This window comes from Limnospira platensis NIES-39, from assembly GCF_026000695.1.
GTDB lineage: Bacteria > Cyanobacteriota > Cyanobacteriia > Cyanobacteriales > Microcoleaceae > Limnospira > Limnospira platensis.
Genome location: NZ_AP026945.1, coordinates 1252247 through 1270044 on the forward strand (window position 1 = coordinate 1252247; position 17798 = coordinate 1270044).

A 17798-nucleotide genomic window follows, 5' to 3' on the forward strand; every position below is an offset into this window, starting at 1 on the left:
CGGAAAATTGGTGCGTCAGATACCTATGACGCACCCCCAAAAAATGGACAACTACAATATTTATAGGGCTGTATTTTCATCGGGAATCGAACCATCTGGCATAATTGTACCTTCTAAAAGAACACCCCGTAAATTAGCATTAACTAAATTAGCCCCTTCTAAGTTAGCGTGACTGAGATTAGTAGGTTTTTGAAATTCTCGGAAATAGAAACTATGCAGGTCAGCTTCCCTCAAATTACTATCAGCTAAATTAGCATATTCTAAGTTGGCACTTTGTAAACTAGCCTGCTGTAAATCAGCACTAATTAGGTTGGCTCCCCAGAGTGTGGCTTCGATTAAATTAGCACTGGTTAAATTAGCTCCCTGTAAATCAGCTAAGGTTAAATTAGCTTTTAATAGTTCGGAGTTACTGAGATTAGCACTCATTAAATTAGCATGATTGAGGTCGGCTTCAAAAAGTTTGGCTCCCTGTAAATTAGCCCCCTGTAATTTGGCTCCACCTAGTCGCGCTCTCTGTAATATAGCATTTTGTAAATTGGCTCCTTGTAAATTGGCCCTAGTTAGGTTAGCACCAGTCAGATCAAGTTCTTGGAGATCAGCACCCTGTAGATCACACACTTTCCACAAGAATGAGACACAGACATTCTGTTTAAGTAAGCGATCGCGATCAGATAAATTGGCAGCATTGACGGGGGTCATCAATCCCCAGGTCAGTGCAATACAGAGTAGAATTGATATTGCCAATTTTCGCAGTTTCATTATCCTTAAATTAAATAGATCATTACATTCTATGATAACGTTTATGTGTATAACATAACCGGAAGTGCGATCGCCAGAATTATCATAATTATTAATCCACCCAGGAGGGTTATGATTAAGGAAAGCTAAATTGCAGGTGCCTATACTAATGTCAAACCAAGTGTCAAAGCAAATATCCCCTAGTTCCAACTCTTCTAACTCCTTTGAATCCCAAGTTTCCCCCTGGTTAACCCCTCTAACTTACTTGATCATGGGTCGAATTTTCATGCCTCTATATTTCCAAAAAATTGAAGTAGAGGGTCAAGAGCATATTCCAGCCGAAGGACCAGTAATTTTAGCCCCCACCCACCGTTCGCGATGGGACCCCCTCGTCCTAGGCTACGTTGCGGGAAGGTCAGTTACAGGGCGAGATTTGCGATCGATGGTTTTATCGGAGCAAACCCAAGGACTCCAGGGGTGGTTTGTCAAAAAGTTGGGAGGATTTCCCGTTAATCGCGAAAATCCAGGAACCGCCAGCATTAGATATAGTGTCGAACTTCTCCAAAATCAGGAAATGTTGGTGCTGTTTCCAGAGGGACATATTTTTCAAGATAATCAAATTCACCCGATTAAATCAGGTGTAGCCAGAATTGCACTACAAGCGATCGCTAATCAACCCAATTGTAAGTTACCAATTATTCCCATCGCCATTGGTTATGATCGACAACCTCCCATTTCTAAAGGAACGCGAGTTAAGGTAAAAATTGGCGATCCCATTTGGGTTTACACAGAAGATGGTGAATCAAAAAAAACAGCCACCAAAAGGATTACAGCTAATTTAGAACAGGCTTTAAAAATACTTTTTTCTGACTCCCTACAGACTAGCCACAACCGCCCGTAGATTGGGATATAATGCTAATATGTTCGACAATGTTTGTAAGTTCCTAGCTGAGACGTTTCCGGCGGATTTAGCCCAGTGGTTATTGGGAGAACCGATTCCCCTAACTGAACTCAGCCCGTCGGAACTTTCCCTAGAACCAATTCGGGCTGATAGTCTGATCTTGCTGAAATCAGAGGGAGTCATCCTTCATCTGGAATTTCAGACGCAACCGGACCCAACTATTCCGTTTCGGATGTTGGATTATTGGGTGCGGGTCTATCGTCGTTTCCCAGAGTGCCAAATGCGGCAAGTGGTGATTTATTTAAGGGAAAGTTCCTCGGATTTAGTCTACCAAACCCAGCTAGAAATAGCTCAAACTCGTCATAAATTTCAGGTAATTAGACTCTGGGAAGAATCTGTAGATACGTTTATAAATGTGCCGGGATTATTACCTTTTGCGATACTAGCTCAAACGGGCGATCGCCAAAAGTTATTAGAGCGGGTGGCTGAAAAAATTAATGCGATCGCTGACCGGAGAACCCAAAATAACGTGGCAGCATCGACAGCGATTCTGGCAGGTTTGGTATTAGACAAAGTGTTGATTAAACGATTATTGAGGCAAGAAATTATGCAAGAATCAGTAATTTATCAAGACATTTGGGAAGAAGCCCTTGAACGAGGATTACAACAGGGATTACAACAGGGGGTGACTGAAGGAGAAAAAGCCCTAATTTTACGGCTGCTAAATAGGAGATTAGGCAGTTTACCAGAAACGGTCATTGGTCAAATCAATCAGTTACCATTACCCGCATTAGAGGAGTTAGGAGAAGCATTACTAGACTTTTCGGAGATAGATGATTTGCTGGAATGGCTACAAAGCCATCAGCCCGAATAAATATCAACGGGAATTTCCACCTGGGGGTAATTTACTAATTACCCCAACATGATCAGGATTACAGCTAATTTAGAACAGGCTTGAAAAATACTCTTTTCTGACTCCTTACAGACTCCCCACAACCGCCCGTAGATTGGGATATAATGCTAATATGTTCGACAATGTTTGCAAGTTCCTAGCTGAGACGTTTCCGGCGGATTTAGCCCAGTGGTTATTGGGAGAACCGATTCCCCTAACTGAACTCAGCCCGTCGGAACTTTCCCTAGAACCAATTCGGGCTGATAGTCTCATCTTGCTGAAATCAGAGGGAGTCATCCTTCATCTGGAATTTCAGACGCAACCGGACCCAACTATTCCGTTTCGGATGTTGGATTATTGGGTGCGGGTCTATCGTCGTTTCCCGGAGTGCCAAATGCGGCAAGTGGTGATTTATTTAAGGGAAAGTTCCTCGGATTTAGTCTACAAAACCCAGCTAGAAATAGCTCAAACTCGCCATAAATTTCAGGTAATTAGACTCTGGGAAGAATCTGTAGATACGTTTATAAATGTGCCGGGATTATTACCTTTTGCGATACTAGCTCAAACGGGCGATCGCCAAAGGTTATTAGAGCGGGTAGCTGAACAAATTAATGCGATCGCTGACCGGAGAACCCAAAATAACGTGGCAGCATCGACAGCGATTCTGGCAGGTTTGGTATTAGACAAAGTGTTGATTAAACGATTATTGAGGCAAGAAATTATGCAAGAATCAGTAATTTATCAAGACATTTGGGAAGAAGCCCTTGAACGAGGATTACAACAAGGATTACAACAAGGATTACAACAAGGATTACAACAGGGATTACAACAGGGATTACAACAGGGATTACAACAGGGGGTGACTGAAGGAGAAAAAGCCCTAATTTTACGGCTGCTAAATAGGAGATTAGGCAGTTTACCAGAAACGGTCATTGGTCAAATCAATCAGTTACCATTACCCGCATTAGAGGAGTTAGGAGAAGCATTACTAGACTTTTCGGAGATAGATGATTTGCTGGAATGGCTACAAAGCCATCAGCCCGAATAAATATCAACGGGAATTTCCACCTGGGGGTAATTTACTAATTACCCCAACATGATCAGGATTACAGCTAATTTAGAACAGGCTTGAAAAATACTCTTTTCTGACTCCTTACAGACTCCCCACAACCGCCCGTAGATTGGGATATAATGCTAATATGTTCGACAATGTTTGCAAGTTCCTAGCTGAGACGTTTCCGGCGGATTTAGCCCAGTGGTTATTGGGAGAACCGATTCCCCTAACTGAACTCAGCCCGTCGGAACTTTCCCTAGAACCAATTCGGGCTGATAGTCTCATCTTGCTGAAATCAGAGGGAGTCATCCTTCATCTGGAATTTCAGACGCAACCGGACCCAACTATTCCGTTTCGGATGTTGGATTATTGGGTGCGGGTCTATCGTCGTTTCCCAGAGTGCCAAATGCGGCAAGTGGTGATTTATTTAAGGGAAAGTTCCTCGGATTTAGTCTACAAAACCCAGCTAGAAATAGCTCAAACTCGCCATAAATTTCAGGTAATTAGACTCTGGGAAGAACCTGTAGATACGTTTATAAATGTGCCGGGATTATTACCTTTTGCGATACTAGCTCAAACGGGCGATCGCCAAAGGTTATTAGAGCGGGTAGCTGAACAAATTAATGCGATCGCTGACCGGAGAACCCAAAATAACGTGGCAGCATCGACAGCGATTCTGGCAGGTTTGGTATTAGACAAAGTGTTGATTAAACGATTATTGAGGAAAGAAATTATGCAAGAATCAGTAATTTATCAAGACATTTGGGAAGAAGCCCTTGAACGAGGATTACAACAAGGATTACAACAAGGATTACAACAAGGATTACAACAGGGATTACAACAGGGATTACAACAGGGATTACAACAGGGGGTGACTGAAGGAGAAAAAGCCCTAATTTTACGGCTGCTCAATAGGAGATTAGGCAGTTTACCAGAAACGGTCATTGGTCAAATCAATCAGTTACCATTACCCGCATTAGAGGAGTTAGGAGAAGCATTACTAGACTTTTCGGAGATAGATGATTTGCTGGAATGGCTACAAAGCCATCAGCCCGAATAAATATCAACGGGAATTTCCACCTGGGGGTAATTTACTAATTACCCCAACATGATCAGGATTACAGCTAATTTAGAACAGGCTTGAAAAATACTCTTTTCTGACTCCTTACAGACTCCCCACAACCGCCCGTAGATTGGGATATAATGCTAATATGTTCGACAATGTTTGCAAGTTCCTAGCTGAGACGTTTCCGGCGGATTTAGCCCAGTGGTTATTGGGAGAACCGATTCCCCTAACTGAACTCAGCCCGTCGGAACTTTCCCTAGAACCAATTCGGGCTGATAGTCTCATCTTGCTGAAATCAGAGGGAGTCATCCTTCATCTGGAATTTCAGACGCAACCGGACCCAACTATTCCGTTTCGGATGTTGGATTATTGGGTGCGGGTCTATCGTCGTTTCCCAGAGTGCCAAATGCGGCAAGTGGTGATTTATTTAAGGGAAAGTTCCTCGGATTTAGTCTACAAAACCCAGCTAGAAATAGCTCAAACTCGCCATAAATTTCAGGTAATTAGACTCTGGGAAGAACCTGTAGATACGTTTATAAATGTGCCGGGATTATTACCTTTTGCGATACTAGCTCAAACGGGCGATCGCCAAAGGTTATTAGAGCGGGTAGCTGAACAAATTAATGCGATCGCTGACCGGAGAACCCAAAATAACGTGGCAGCATCCACAGCGATTCTGGCGGGTTTGGTATTAGACAAAGTGTTGATTAAACGATTATTGAGGCAAGAAATTATGCAAGAATCAGTAATTTATCAAGACATTTGGGAAGAAGCCCTTGAACGAGGATTACAACAGGGATTACAACAGGGATTACAACAGGGATTACAAGAAGGATTACAACAGGGGGTGACTGAAGGAGAAAAAGCCCTAATTTTACGGCTGCTAAATAGGAGATTAGGCAGTTTGCCAGAAACGGTCATAGGTCAAATCAATCAGTTATCATTACCGGCATTAGAGCAGTTAGGAGAAGCATTACTAGACTTTTCGGAGATAGATGATTTAGTGGGATGGCTAGTCTCAAACGCGCCATAAATTTCAGGTAATTAGACTCTGGGAAGAATCTGTAGATACGTTTATAAATGTGCCGGGTTTATTACCTTTTGCGATACTAGCTCAAACGGGCGATCGCCAAAGGTTATTAGAGCGGGTAGCTGAACAAATTAATGCGATCGCTGACCGGAGAACCCAAAATAACGTGGCAGCATCCACAGCGATTCTGGCGGGTTTGGTATTAGACAAAGTGTTGATTAAACGATTATTGAGGCAAGAAATTATGCAAGAATCAGTAATTTATCAAGACATTTGGGAAGAAGCCCTTGAACGAGGATTACAACAAGGATTACAACAAGGATTACAACAGGGATTACAAGAAGGATTACAAGAAGGATTACAACAGGGATTACAAGAAGGATTACAACAGGGATTACAAGAAGGATTACAACAGGGATTACAAGAAGGATTACAACAGGGGGTAACTGAAGGAGAAAAAGCCCTAATTTTCCGGCTGCTAAATAGGAGATTAGGCAGTTTGCCAGAAACGGTCATCGGTCAAATCAATCAGTTACCATTACCCGCATTAGAGGAGTTAGGAGAAGCATTACTAGACTTTTCGGAGATAGATGATTTGGTGGGATGGCTAGTCTCCAACTCGCCATAAATTTCAGGTAATTAGACTCTGGGAAGAACCTGTAGATACGTTTATAAATGTGCCGGGATTATTACCTTTTGCGATACTAGCTCAAACGGGCGATCGCCAAAGGTTATTAGAGCGGGTAGCTGAACAAATTAATGCGATCGCTGACCGGAGAACCCAAAATAACGTGGCAGCATCTACAGCGATTCTGGCGGGTTTGGTATTAGACAAAGTGTTGATTAAACGATTATTGAGGCAAGAAATTATGCAAGAATCAGTAATTTATCAAGACATTTGGGAAGAAGCCCTTGAACGAGGATTACAACAAGGATTACAACAAGGATTACAACAGGGATTACAAGAAGGATTACAAGAAGGATTACAACAGGGATTACAAGAAGGATTACAACAGGGATTACAACAGGGGGCAACCGAAGGAGAAAAATCCCTAATTTTACGGCTGCTAAATAGGAGATTAGGCAGTTTGCCAGAAACGGTCATCGGTCAAATCAATCAGTTACCATTACCCGCATTAGAGGAGTTAGGAGAAGCATTACTAGACTTTTCGGAGATAGATGATTTGCTGGAATGGCTACAAAGCCATCAGCCCGAATAAATATCAACCGGAATTTCCGCCTTGGGGTAATTTACTAATTACCCCAACATGATGGCGATTACTTAGTTTTAGCTTCTAAGTTTTCTAGGCGACTTCGTAGTTCTTGATTTTCCTTTTTCATTTTGTCGAGTTCCTCGCGTAACTGCTTAATAGCCTTGTCTGAACCAAGGTTTTTTTGGACTTTTTGCACAGCCTCTTCCGCCCTGCGCCTGACCCGTCCATCCATGGTGTGTTCTGCTAGGTCATTCAAAATCGCGATCGCCTTGGGAGTTTCCATCTGGCTTAAAGCGGTTACCACAGATATCTGAGTTAAGAAGAAATCTTCTTTAGCTAGTTCTTCAAGCCGTTGAATAATACGTTCAAGATTGATGTTATTTTGACCTGTGGAAATGCGACCTAGACTAGAGATTGCATTTAAACGCAGGGCTTGAGGAACACCATTAGCGGTATATTTCCAAATCAGATTTAAAGCCATTTCTGAAGTTTTCATTTGACTCAAACCCGAAATCGCCCCAGACCGGACTACCTCATTCCAACCAGCCCTTTCTTGTAATACCATTTCTAACAAAGCGATCGCCTCAGCTTCTGTAGGTTCATCCTCCGTGTTTCCCGCCGCTATTTTCGCGATCGCCTGTATAGCACTAGCCTCCACATAATAACTAGGATCACCATTTTCCACCAGAGGTTTAATCGCCTGATAACTTGCAGCCGTGTGAATTTCTGCCAAAGCATTAACCACCGCCCGCCGCACTCGTGGATTTTCATCTTTTAAACCAGCAACCAAGCCATCAAAAGACTGATCAAGTTTAACCTTCACTAACTGTTTAGCTACCTCAACCCGGACTCCCCAGAAAGGTTCAGAAACCATCGCCTCTCCCAAGGCTTTAGCCGATGCCAAATTCCCTTTTTTAGCTAAGGCTTGGGCGGCATAAATCCGGGAAATTGGGTCTGGGTCAAACTGAAGCTGTGCCTTTAACTCAGCTACTGGATAATCTAAAGTCACAGTTTTTAGGAAATTATTACCCACATCAAAACTGATAAAGTTAGGTTTCTCTTCCAAAGGAAAGTAAAAACTCTGTTCGCGATCGCTAACTTGTACAGTCACCGTTTTCAAGTCCACCTCAGTGGATTTCTTTTTGGATTTTCCCTTAGATTTTTTAGTGTAGCCAAAACCTATAGGGATTTTCAAATTAAACAAATTCGCCTCACTGAGTTTCTCACTATCTTTCGCCTGGGTTTGTTTAATAGTCACCTTAGCAATTTTGCTATCATTATCCCAGGAATAGGAAACCTTATATTTAGGGTGTCCACCACGATAGACATATTGATCAAACAGGAACAGCAAATTTCGTCCTGTCGCCTTTTCGATCGCCCTCAATAAATCCACAGTTTCCACAGTTTTATGGGCGTTATCCTGCACAAAAGTATGAATAGCTTTCGCAAATAACTCATCTCCCAATTCTGCCCGAATCATGTGATAAACACAAGCACCTTTTTCATAAAGATGGCGATCATAAAGTTCAATCGCTTCTCGGTAAACGTGAGTTACAATGGGACGACTATAGCGGGAAGAATCCTCAGAAAAATAGCTACGGGCTTCATTTAATCGGTAATAAGCCGCCTCATCGGCACCATATTCATGTTCAGTCCAGAGTACCTCGGAATAAGTAGCCATTCCCTCCTTAATCCAAGCGTGAGACCAATGGGCAATTACCACTAAATCACCAAACCATTGATGGGCGAGTTCATGGACTACCAGGCTTTCTGTATTGCGGTTATCTACGGTAGCGCGTTCGTCCAACAAACAGCGATCGGTTAACAGAGTTGTCGAGGTATTTTCCATACCTCCAAAAATGAAATCCTCAACGCAGACTTGAGCATATTTGGGATAGGGATAATCATAGCCAAAAGTTTGAGATAAAAACTCAATCATAGCTGGGGTTTTACCCAGACTACGTTGAGCATCTTCCTGGCGATTTTTTTCCACATAATAAACCACCGGAATCTGATTATACTCATCTTTTATTTCCGCAAACTTACCCACAGCTAAAGTTATCAAATAACTGGGGTGAACCTGCTTTTGTAACCAATGATAAATTTGGTCATCGCCCTTAGTTTTCGTGGCGATTAATTCACCATTAGCAATAGCCAAAAATTCCTGGGGAACCCGGACTTTAATTTCTGAGGTGGCTAACTGTCCAGGATAGTCAAAGCAGGGAAACCAGAAGCGGGAATCTTCATCTTCTCCTTGAGTCCAAACTTGAATCGGTTTATCAGGATAATCTGAATTGGGTCCGATGAAATACAGACCTCGTTGAGGATGATCAACAGTGTAGTCGATCGCTATTTTCAGAGTTTGATTAACCTCTGTGGGTTGGTTAAGATGAATCTGTAATTGTTGACCATCATGGTCAAAATCTACCTCATGCTTACCAATTTTGACTTGATTAATTTCCATATCTACCGCATCGAGGGTGAGGGTATTAATACCACTGCGGATCGGATTTAGGGTAATAGTACAAGTCCCCTGAAAACTTTGGGCGGGAATATCGAAAACTAGGTCGAGAAAAATATGCTCAACCTGACCAGGGCGATCGGGGTTATAGTGAGGGCGTGCCCCTGGTAACTCGAAGGATTTAGAATCGTTGCTGTCTGAATCGAAATAGGAATACAACATTAATGAATCTATAGATCGGAAGTCTAACATTTGATGGTTTACCTTTTTTGAGATCATGTCAACCGGACTTGATGGGATGACAGACTTATGGAACAATGGGACTCAGCACAACTGTAGTCAGATGGTTGACAAATTACGCAATATGTGATATAGCACCCTGAACTAATTGAAAAAATGTCATCATTGCCCAACAATTAGGCTTGCAGACATTCATCACCCGCCGTAGAATTTCTAGTTTAAGACTACTAAAAAGAGTAATTTGATATGAAGCTGGCAGCCCGTGTAGAACAGGTTCCCCAATCTGTCACCCTAGCGATATCAGCCAAGGCTAAGGCCATGAAAGCCGAGGGACTCGACGTTCTCAACTTCAGCGTTGGTGAACCGGACTTTGACACACCCCAACACATAGTCGCTGCGGCTAAAAAGGCACTCGATGAAGGAAAGACACGGTACGGTCCAGCAGCGGGAGAGCCCAAACTGAGGGAATTAATCGCTCGCAGTCTGACTCAAGAGGTGGGTATTAATTATAGCGCCGAAAATATCATTGTCACCAATGGCGGGAAACATTCCCTGTCCGAGTTGATGATGGCGATCATCGAGGCTGGGGATGAAGTGATTATACCTTCCCCCTACTGGTTAAGCTACCCAGAAATGGTAAAACTGGCTGATGGGACTCCGGTCATTGTGCCCACCGATGCAGCTACCGAGTATAAGATTACCCCAGAATTACTGCGACAAGCGATTACCCCGAAAACTAAACTATTTGTCCTTAACTCGCCCTCAAACCCGACGGGGATGGTTTACACCCCGGATGAACTGAAAGCGTTAGCGCAAGTGGTGGTAGAGTCGGGGATTTTGGTGGTCTCTGATGAGATTTACTCCCAAATTCTCTATGATGGCGCGCAACATCTGAGTATAGCAGCGACTCACCCAGAAGTCCATAAACAGACGCTGATTAGCAGCGGTTTCGCTAAGTCCTTTGCTATGACTGGATGGCGTTTAGGTTATCTGGCTGGGGATAAAACTATTATTGGGGCGATGACCCGGATTCAAAGCCATAGTACCTCTAATGTCTGCACTTTTGCTCAATATGGAGCGATCGCTGCTTTGGAAGGTCCCCTCGACTGTGTAGAAACCATGCGACAAGCCTTTGCTGAACGCCGGAAGGTTATGTATGAACTACTTAACGCTATTCCCGGAATTAGCTGTGTTAAACCCTACGGCGCATTTTATATGTATGTCAATATCGGGAAAATCGGCTTAGGGTCGGTAGACTTCTGCAATGCTTTGTTAGAAGAAAAGCAAATGGCTACAGTTCCTGGCTTGGCTTTTGGAACAGATGATCACATTCGCTTATCCTACGCCACGAGTTTAAAAAATATTGAAACTGGACTCAAGCGCCTAGAAGAATTTGTTGAAGGTAGGCTCTAATTTTATCTAAGTCGCGCTATGGGTGATTTTGAGGCTAATGGTAGAGAATATCAAAGCTGTAGAGTCCTTCGGCTCGCTGATACTCTACCTTAACCTGTGTAGGTTGAGCGGAGGGAGGTCCTTGGTGACACCATTCAATCATTGTCTGGACTTGGGCTTGACTACCCTCAAAAACTGCCTCGACCCGACCATCGGGCAAATTTTTCACCCAGCCGTTGACTCCCTTTTGAGTGGCAACTTGGCGAGTATAATACCTGTAACCGACACCTTGCACCCGTCCAGAGATGAGTAAATGGGCGCGAAGGAGGTCGGGTTTTTCGTGAGTTGTGTTAGACACGATTATAATCTGGTAACGTATTTAGATACTCTGGGGACACACAGCTATTAGAAACTGGTTTGATTAGATGATTGCTCTATAACTTTACCAAAAATTGGGAGATTAGCTATGGATTTGATTAGTTTACTGATTATGTTAATTATTGGCAGTTTGGCTGGGTTAGGGGTTAGCTATACTGTGTTAGAGCGTCGCCTGACCCAGCAGAGAGAAGAATATGAGCGACAAATTCGCCTCTCGGCTGAGGAATTAGAGAAAGCCCATCAAGTCAGGATTCAGGAAATGGTCCAGTCCCTAAGAGATGATTACGATCGCCAACTGCGAGAGATGACAGAAACGCTAAAACAAGAACAGGAAGATGAATTGACAAAAAGCAATGAATCCCTAACTCAATATTATCAGTCCCATATTGAGGAGCTTACCAACCAGGTACAAAGCCGTGAGGAGGAACTTCAAGAAGCTAACCAGCAGTTGAGGGAGTATCAGCAAGAGTTGGGAAATTTGACTGAGGAATTATATAGCCGTGAACGCAAGGTTGAGGAATTGAATGAGTTTTTGAGTGGATATCAGACTCAATTAGAAGAGGTCAATCAAGATCTACAAGCCAGCCAAACTCGCCTTCATGAAATGGGTGAGTCTTTAACAGGCTATGAAACTCAACTTCATGATATGGATCACGAGATTAGCGAAAGTCAAGATCGCACTCAGAAGATGGAAGAATATATCGCGACTTATGATAACCAACTACAACAACTTGAGCAAGACAACTATACTACTAAGGAGGAAATTCGCGAAACTCTCAAAAATATTCAACAGCACAGTGAACAAGAAATTCAGAAGCTACGGGCTGATCTTGAACAAGATCAGGAGACTCAGATTCAAAATGCTATTGATAACCTGGAAGAACAATATAATGATGAAATTCGCGCGGGAACTGAAGAACTGGTGCGAGCTATGCAGTCTCAAACTGAGCAGATGATAAAGTCGCTGCATGAGCGTTTGGAATTTTTGCCTGAGTTGTTGGCAGAAAGTGAAGCGGAAGCAGCTACAGAAGCGGCTACACCAGAAGAGACACTAGAAGAGACGGAAGCGGTGGCGGAAGTGGCGGAAGTGTCGGAAGAGGTAGAAGAATCGGCGATCGCTGATGATGTAATGGTCTCCCAGACACCGACAGAAGCGGCTACACCAGAAGAGACACTAGAAGAGACGGAAGCGGTGGCGGAAGTGGCGGAAGTGGCGGAAGTGGCGGAAGAGGTAGAAGAATCGGCGATCGCTGATGGTTTAATGGTCGATTTAGTCGATTTAGTCGATTTAATGGTCTCCCAGACACCGACAGAAGCGGCTACACCAGAAGAGACACTAGAAGAGACGGAAGCGGTGGCGGAAGTGGCGGAAGTGTCGGAAGAGGTAGAAGAATCGGCGATGGCTGATGGTTTAATGGCAGTAGGTTCGGTTAAGCCTCCGCTAAATCTGAAAGTTACTGGACATAGCAGGGATGAGAAGGAGGACTTGCTGATAGCGATCGCTAAAATTGGAGAATCGCAAAACCTGGCAGCTATTGCTAACTTGGTTGGCTATACTCGACACGCGGATACAGAAATACGCACTCAATTGGCGGCGACTTTGGGTAGACTAGCAAGCACCCACGGCTTACGTGCAGAAATCCAACAAGCGATTCCTACGCTAACTCAACTGAGCCAAGATAGTAACGCTCAAGTGCGTCAAGAGGCAATTTATGCCTTGGGTATGATTAAAAGCGATCGCGTGATTCCCATACTTAAACAAGGTTTGCGAGACCCCGATCCGTCTGTAGTGCAGGCAGCGAGTATGGCGATGGAGAAATTTAAGTTTTATCACGAAACGGATAAGCAAGCCAAACCGATCGCGTCTGTTTTTCAGAAACCGGAGGATGGCTCGAAAGGTTGATAGTTCCCGATACATGGGAGGTTGACTCAAAGGCTGTACAGACAAGGCTTGCCTTGCCTGTACACTCTCAGAGGGTTAAATTTCTGGAGCATCGGCTATCAAAAGCTCATATTTAACCATCTTTTATGGGTGTGATATCGATGATTATCAAGGGATGGCTAGATACACCAGAATGTAGAAGGCAATTTGATGGTAAGCCTAATTAGCTACAGTTTCTGGCATTAAGGATGAATGGTGATGATCAATTAACCATTCACCATCCTTATAGACATAAACATAGGAAAAGCGGGCTACTTCTTGGGTGGTTTGACCTTGGTCATCTGTAAATGTAAAGGTATAAACTCCCACGTCATAAGCCTTGTTACAACCAAGGGCAATAGTCCGGGTGTTAATCACTCCTTGGGGATTATTTGGCAGAAAGTCCACAAAATAGTCTCTAATGCTTTCATGGTCGGTGCGGGGAGTGTTGGAAACGGTTGGCAGTAATACGGCTGTGGGGCTATAGTTAGCTACTACTTGATCAGGATCTAGGGTAGCTAGGGAAGTATTCCAGCGATCGAACAATGCTGCGATTTCGGCTTCGGTGACTTCGGCGCAGGAAACTCCGGCAGTTTCAGCAGCCTGAGTACAACCTGACATAGTAGCTGCTAAAAAACTAGCGGACAGGGTGGAACACAAAATTTTTTTGATCATGGTTAAATCACCAGATATTCCCGGACAAATAAAGGTTAATGAATAGATGATAACACAAAATTATCTATTGGGAAGAAACTAACTAATTTTTGATCCACAGGGATTTGTCGGCTAATTTTATGTGGTTTTCCTCAAAATAAGCAAACATACCCCAGACCCTAATTTTAGCAAAAGGGTTATTTTTGGGGTAAATGAACATTGGGATAACAAACTGCTCCCAAAAGTTAGTCCCATTAATGCAATAGTGGGAACTTGTGGGAGGGATTGAATCCACAGACAAAAATAAATGGTTTTTATTTTATCATAGATTTGGAGATTGTGGGAAAATTTGATGACTAAGGGGGGGTTTTGGGGTGATGTGGTGGCGATCGCATGATTCGCATTACTAGCATGATTCGCATGAGTAAGGGTGACTATGGCGGTGTGGGTAGAGAGTTATGCAGCAGAGAGCAGATTTAAATGGAGTCAAGAGGGGGAGGGGTTTGGGAGTGTCTGAGTCGCCCCAAACCAGGGATCAAGGCGGGTGAATGGTGGATCTGATTCATGGTAAGATTAGCGAGCAGAGGGGAGATTTTACCGACAAGGGGAAAAATCCCATGGATATTTTGGCGGCGCTTCTGGCCCTAGGAGTTTAGGCTCGGTATCGTTAGAGCCCAACAGATTAAATCTGTCCCTTTGGGGGTAGATCGCTGTAACCCAAATCGTGAGGTTTGGGAGTCCCCGTCGGTTTGAGGGCGGGTATGATATCAATGTTCACCATTTCTGACACTCAATAACCCGTGGTTGCACAACTATCTAATAATACTTACGAACCCAAAACCCAAGAAATCGCCCAAGAACTTCTAGGGGCGACACAACAGAAAAAACAGTCTCTGTTTGGTAAAATCCAAGACCAGATGCGTTTGGATGACAAAATCCTGGACTGGGCGATGTCTAACCCCGGTTTGCGGGTGCAATTGTTTCATTTTATTGACTGTTTACCGGCGCTGCGTAGTAAACCGGAAATTGCGACTCACCTTCAGGAATACCTAACGGCGGAAGAGGTGGAACTCCCGGACTCGCTGAAAAAGCTGCTTAATTTTGCTAACCCGGACTCTGTAGCTGGGAAAATGGCTGCTACCACAGTAGCTCCGGCGGTAGAAACTCTGGCTCAGAAATATATCGCGGGGGCGGATATTCCGCAAATTATCAAAACTCTGGAAAGGTTGCGTAAAGATAAACTGGGGTTTACTGTAGACCTGCTCGGGGAAGCGGTGATTACGGAAACGGAAGCGGAATCATATCTGAATAGTTACTTGGAATTAATGGAAAAACTGTCGGCGGCGGCGCAGCGCTGGTCAACAGTTCCCCTAATTGATGAAGCGGACGGAAAGGCTATTCCTAGGGTGCAGGTTTCGGTGAAGTTGACGGCTTTTTATTCGCAGTTTGACCCCCTTGATGCTAAGGGAAGTGAGGCGAAGGTAAGCGATCGCATTCGCACCCTATTAAGACGGGCGAAAGAAGTTGGGGCGGCGGTGCATTTTGATATGGAACAATACGCCTATAAGGACCTAACTTTAAGCATCCTCAAAAATCTGTTAATGGAAGAGGAATTTCGCGATCGCACTGATATCGGCGTAACGGTTCAAGCGTACCTACGCGATAGCCCGAAAGACTTAGAAGGGATTATTGAATGGGCAAAATTGCGGGGATATCCGGTGACAGTAAGACTGGTAAAAGGCGCTTATTGGGACCAGGAAACTATCAAGGCGATGCAAAATGACTGGCTACAACCAGTATTTAATGATAAGGCGGCGACTGATGCTAATTACGAAAAGCTGACCCAATTAATGTTGGAAAATCACGCCTATATTTATTCTGCTATCGGTAGCCATAACGTCCGTTCACAGGCGAAAGCGATCGCCATAGCGGAAACGCTCAAAGTACCCCAACGCGCCTTTGAGATGCAAGTTCTTTATGGTATGGGAGACCAACTCGCGAAACAATTGGCGGCTAAAGGTTATCGAGTGCGGATGTATTGTCCCTATGGTAAACTACTACCGGGGATGTCTTATCTAATTCGGCGACTGTTAGAAAATACGGCTAATTCTTCTTTTATTCGCCAAAGTTCAGAACAGCGACCTTTAGAAGAACTATTAGCGCCTCCTGTTGGTGATAATGATAGCACAATTCACCAGACTTGGAAACCTGTATTTCCGAATGCGGCGGATAGTGATTATGCGGATGCAATTATTCGCGATCGCGCTTTGGCTGCATTGGAAACTGTGCGATCGCAGTTGGGTAAAACCTACTTACCTTTGATTAATGGTAAATCGGAAAATACAGAGACTTTTGTGGATTCCGTTAACCCGGCTAAACCTACGGAAATAGTCGGCAAAATTGGTTTGGCTAATATTGAACAAGCGGAAAAAGCGATCGCCGCTGCTAAAGCTGCATTTCCTAGCTGGAAAAAGACCCCCGTTAGCCGACGCGCCGCTGTCTTACGAAAGGCGGCAGAATTGCTCGAACAACGTCGCCATGAATTATGTGGCTGGATGGTTTTTGAGGTAGGTAAAGCCTTATCTCAGTGTGATGCGGAAGTGTCGGAAGCCATTGATTTTTGCCGTTTTTATGCGGCGGAAATGGAACGGCTAGACGAGGGTTATATTTATGATACAGCGGGGGAAAGCGATCGCTATTCCTATCAACCTCGTGGTATCTCCTTAGTCATTTCTCCCTGGAATTTCCCCCTAGCTATTCCGGTGGGGATGACTGTCGCTTCCTTAGTCACCGGAAATTGTACCCTGTTAAAACCGGCGGAAACTTCTGCTATTATTGGTGCGAAAATTGCCGAGATTTTGGTGGAAGCTGGGGTTCCTGATGGGGTGTTTCAATTTATCCCTAGTAAGGGCTCAACGGTGGGGGCTCATTTAGTTAAACATCCTGATGTTCAGATGATTACTTTTACAGGTTCTCAGGAAGTCGGTTGTTGGATATATGCAGAGGCGGCGATTTTGCGACCGGGACAAAAACACCTGAAGCGAGTAGTGGCGGAAATGGGTGGCAAAAATGCCATTATTGTTGATGAAAGTGCAGACCTTGATCAAGCGGTGGCGGGAGTTGTTTATTCGGCTTTTGGTTATACGGGTCAAAAATGTTCTGCTTGTTCGCGGGTGGTGGTTTTAGAGCCTGTTTATGATGTGTTTGTGTCGCGGTTGGTGGAGGCGGTGCGATCGCTTAATGTGGGTGATCCGGCTGATCCTAGTACCTTTGTGGGTCCGGTGATTGACCATAACGCCCAAACCAAGATTAAAGAATACATTGAGATAGGTAAACAAGAAGCAGAAATGGCGATCGCCTTAGATACACCAGACACAGGTTATTTTGTCGGTCCGACCGTGTTTGTTAATGTTTCTCCTACTGCGAAAATTGCCCAAGAAGAGATTTTTGGTCCGGTGTTAGCGGTGATGAAAGCCTCAAATTTTGATGAGGCGATGGATATTGCTAACGGGACTAATTATGCTTTGACGGGGGGTTTGTATTCTCGCACCCCCTCTCATATTCAGCAAGCTAAGGCTGATTTTGAAGTGGGAAATCTCTATATTAACCGGGGAATTACCGGGGCGATCGTTTCCCGTCAACCCTTCGGTGGCTTTAAACTCTCTGGTGTGGGTTCCAAGGCAGGGGGACCTGATTATCTCCTGCAATTTTTGGAACCTCGCACTATTACCGAGAACATCCAGCGACAAGGTTTTGCACCTATTCAAGGGGTGGATTAATTACCTTGATAAATGGGGCATTATGCTCCATAATTAAACCATTGGTATGGGTGGTTATATAGCGATTCGGTGGATTGG

General features: G+C 44.1%; 13 protein-coding genes and 1 pseudogene. 10 read left to right on the forward strand and 4 right to left on the reverse strand.

Annotated features, from left to right (window positions below; translation table 11 throughout):
• Nucleotides 1-60 precede the first annotated feature (60 nt).
• Nucleotides 61-948: a pentapeptide repeat-containing protein gene (locus N39L_RS06335; RefSeq protein WP_231852105.1), complete on the reverse strand. Its 888-nt coding sequence runs from the start codon at nt 946-948 to the stop codon at nt 61-63.
• On the opposite strand from N39L_RS06335, the gene N39L_RS06340 reads away from it, so the two are divergent.
• From N39L_RS06340 to N39L_RS06370, 7 genes and pseudogenes are all read left to right on the forward strand, one after another.
• Nucleotides 908-1639 (forward strand): lysophospholipid acyltransferase family protein, encoded by a 732-nt coding sequence (locus N39L_RS06340; protein ID WP_014274647.1) that lies wholly within the window; start codon nt 908-910, stop codon nt 1637-1639. The two genes, N39L_RS06335 and N39L_RS06340, sit on opposite strands and share 41 nt — an antisense overlap.
• A 19-nt stretch (nt 1640-1658) precedes the next feature.
• The gene (locus N39L_RS06345) at nt 1659-2513 is read left to right on the forward strand and encodes an Rpn family recombination-promoting nuclease/putative transposase (RefSeq protein ID WP_014274648.1); all 855 of its coding nucleotides are present in this window, start codon (nt 1659-1661) and stop codon (nt 2511-2513) included.
• 151 nt (nt 2514-2664) lie between these two features.
• Nucleotides 2665-3579, forward strand: a complete 915-nt coding sequence (locus N39L_RS06350; RefSeq protein WP_014274649.1) for an Rpn family recombination-promoting nuclease/putative transposase — start codon at nt 2665-2667, stop codon at nt 3577-3579.
• A gap of 151 nt (nt 3580-3730) precedes the next feature.
• The gene (locus N39L_RS06355) at nt 3731-4645 is read left to right on the forward strand and encodes an Rpn family recombination-promoting nuclease/putative transposase (protein ID WP_014274650.1); all 915 of its coding nucleotides are present in this window, start codon (nt 3731-3733) and stop codon (nt 4643-4645) included.
• A gap of 151 nt (nt 4646-4796) precedes the next feature.
• Nucleotides 4797-5684: an Rpn family recombination-promoting nuclease/putative transposase gene (locus tag N39L_RS06360; RefSeq protein ID WP_014274651.1), complete on the forward strand. Its 888-nt coding sequence runs from the start codon at nt 4797-4799 to the stop codon at nt 5682-5684.
• Nucleotides 5685-5733: 49 nt separating this feature from the next.
• Nucleotides 5734-6309, forward strand: a complete 576-nt coding sequence (locus N39L_RS06365) for a DUF4351 domain-containing protein (protein ID WP_014274652.1) — start codon at nt 5734-5736, stop codon at nt 6307-6309.
• A pseudogene (locus N39L_RS06370) lies at nt 6299-6901 on the forward strand (DUF4351 domain-containing protein); the annotation flags it as partial. The gene N39L_RS06365 and the pseudogene N39L_RS06370, both read left to right, overlap by 11 nt.
• 58 nt (nt 6902-6959) lie before the next feature.
• On the opposite strand, the gene N39L_RS06375 reads toward N39L_RS06370, so the two are convergent.
• Nucleotides 6960-9578: a M1 family metallopeptidase gene (locus N39L_RS06375; protein ID WP_006616645.1), complete on the reverse strand. Its 2619-nt coding sequence runs from the start codon at nt 9576-9578 to the stop codon at nt 6960-6962.
• Nucleotides 9579-9842: 264 nt separating this feature from the next.
• Between N39L_RS06375 and N39L_RS06380 the strand changes: the two genes are divergently transcribed.
• Entirely contained in the window at nt 9843-11009 is a 1167-nt protein-coding gene (locus N39L_RS06380) for a pyridoxal phosphate-dependent aminotransferase (RefSeq protein ID WP_006616646.1), read from the forward strand.
• A gap of 34 nt (nt 11010-11043) precedes the next feature.
• Here the strand turns inward: N39L_RS06380 and N39L_RS06385 are convergent, their stop codons facing one another.
• A complete protein-coding gene (locus N39L_RS06385) occupies nt 11044-11346 on the reverse strand; it encodes an acylphosphatase (protein WP_006616647.1) in 303 nt (100 codons plus the stop codon).
• 108 nt (nt 11347-11454) lie between these two features.
• Between N39L_RS06385 and N39L_RS06390 the strand changes: the two genes are divergently transcribed.
• Entirely contained in the window at nt 11455-13269 is a 1815-nt protein-coding gene (locus N39L_RS06390; RefSeq protein ID WP_014274654.1) for a HEAT repeat domain-containing protein, read from the forward strand.
• A gap of 198 nt (nt 13270-13467) precedes the next feature.
• Here the strand turns inward: N39L_RS06390 and N39L_RS06395 are convergent, their stop codons facing one another.
• Nucleotides 13468-13962: an SgcJ/EcaC family oxidoreductase gene (locus N39L_RS06395; protein ID WP_006616522.1), complete on the reverse strand. Its 495-nt coding sequence runs from the start codon at nt 13960-13962 to the stop codon at nt 13468-13470.
• A gap of 779 nt (nt 13963-14741) precedes the next feature.
• Here N39L_RS06395 and pruA point away from each other — a divergent pair.
• Nucleotides 14742-17720 carry an L-glutamate gamma-semialdehyde dehydrogenase gene (pruA, locus tag N39L_RS06400; protein WP_014274655.1) on the forward strand — a complete coding sequence of 993 codons (2979 nt, stop codon included), beginning with the start codon at nt 14742-14744 and terminating at the stop codon, nt 17718-17720.
• Nucleotides 17721-17798: the final 78 nt, after the last annotated feature.

Coding starts and splice junctions, on each gene's coding strand:
- N39L_RS06380 (WP_006616646.1), top strand. CDS start 9,843: ATGAAGCTGGCAGCCCGTGTAGAACAGGTTCCCCAATCTGTCACCCTA.
- N39L_RS06395 (WP_006616522.1), bottom strand. CDS start 13,962: ATGATCAAAAAAATTTTGTGTTCCACCCTGTCCGCTAGTTTTTTAGCA.
- N39L_RS06360 (WP_014274651.1), top strand. CDS start 4,797: ATGTTCGACAATGTTTGCAAGTTCCTAGCTGAGACGTTTCCGGCGGAT.
- N39L_RS06390 (WP_014274654.1), top strand. CDS start 11,455: ATGGATTTGATTAGTTTACTGATTATGTTAATTATTGGCAGTTTGGCT.
- N39L_RS06355 (WP_014274650.1), top strand. CDS start 3,731: ATGTTCGACAATGTTTGCAAGTTCCTAGCTGAGACGTTTCCGGCGGAT.
- N39L_RS06340 (WP_014274647.1), top strand. CDS start 908: ATGTCAAACCAAGTGTCAAAGCAAATATCCCCTAGTTCCAACTCTTCT.
- N39L_RS06345 (WP_014274648.1), top strand. CDS start 1,659: ATGTTCGACAATGTTTGTAAGTTCCTAGCTGAGACGTTTCCGGCGGAT.
- N39L_RS06375 (WP_006616645.1), bottom strand. CDS start 9,578: ATGTTGTATTCCTATTTCGATTCAGACAGCAACGATTCTAAATCCTTC.
- N39L_RS06350 (WP_014274649.1), top strand. CDS start 2,665: ATGTTCGACAATGTTTGCAAGTTCCTAGCTGAGACGTTTCCGGCGGAT.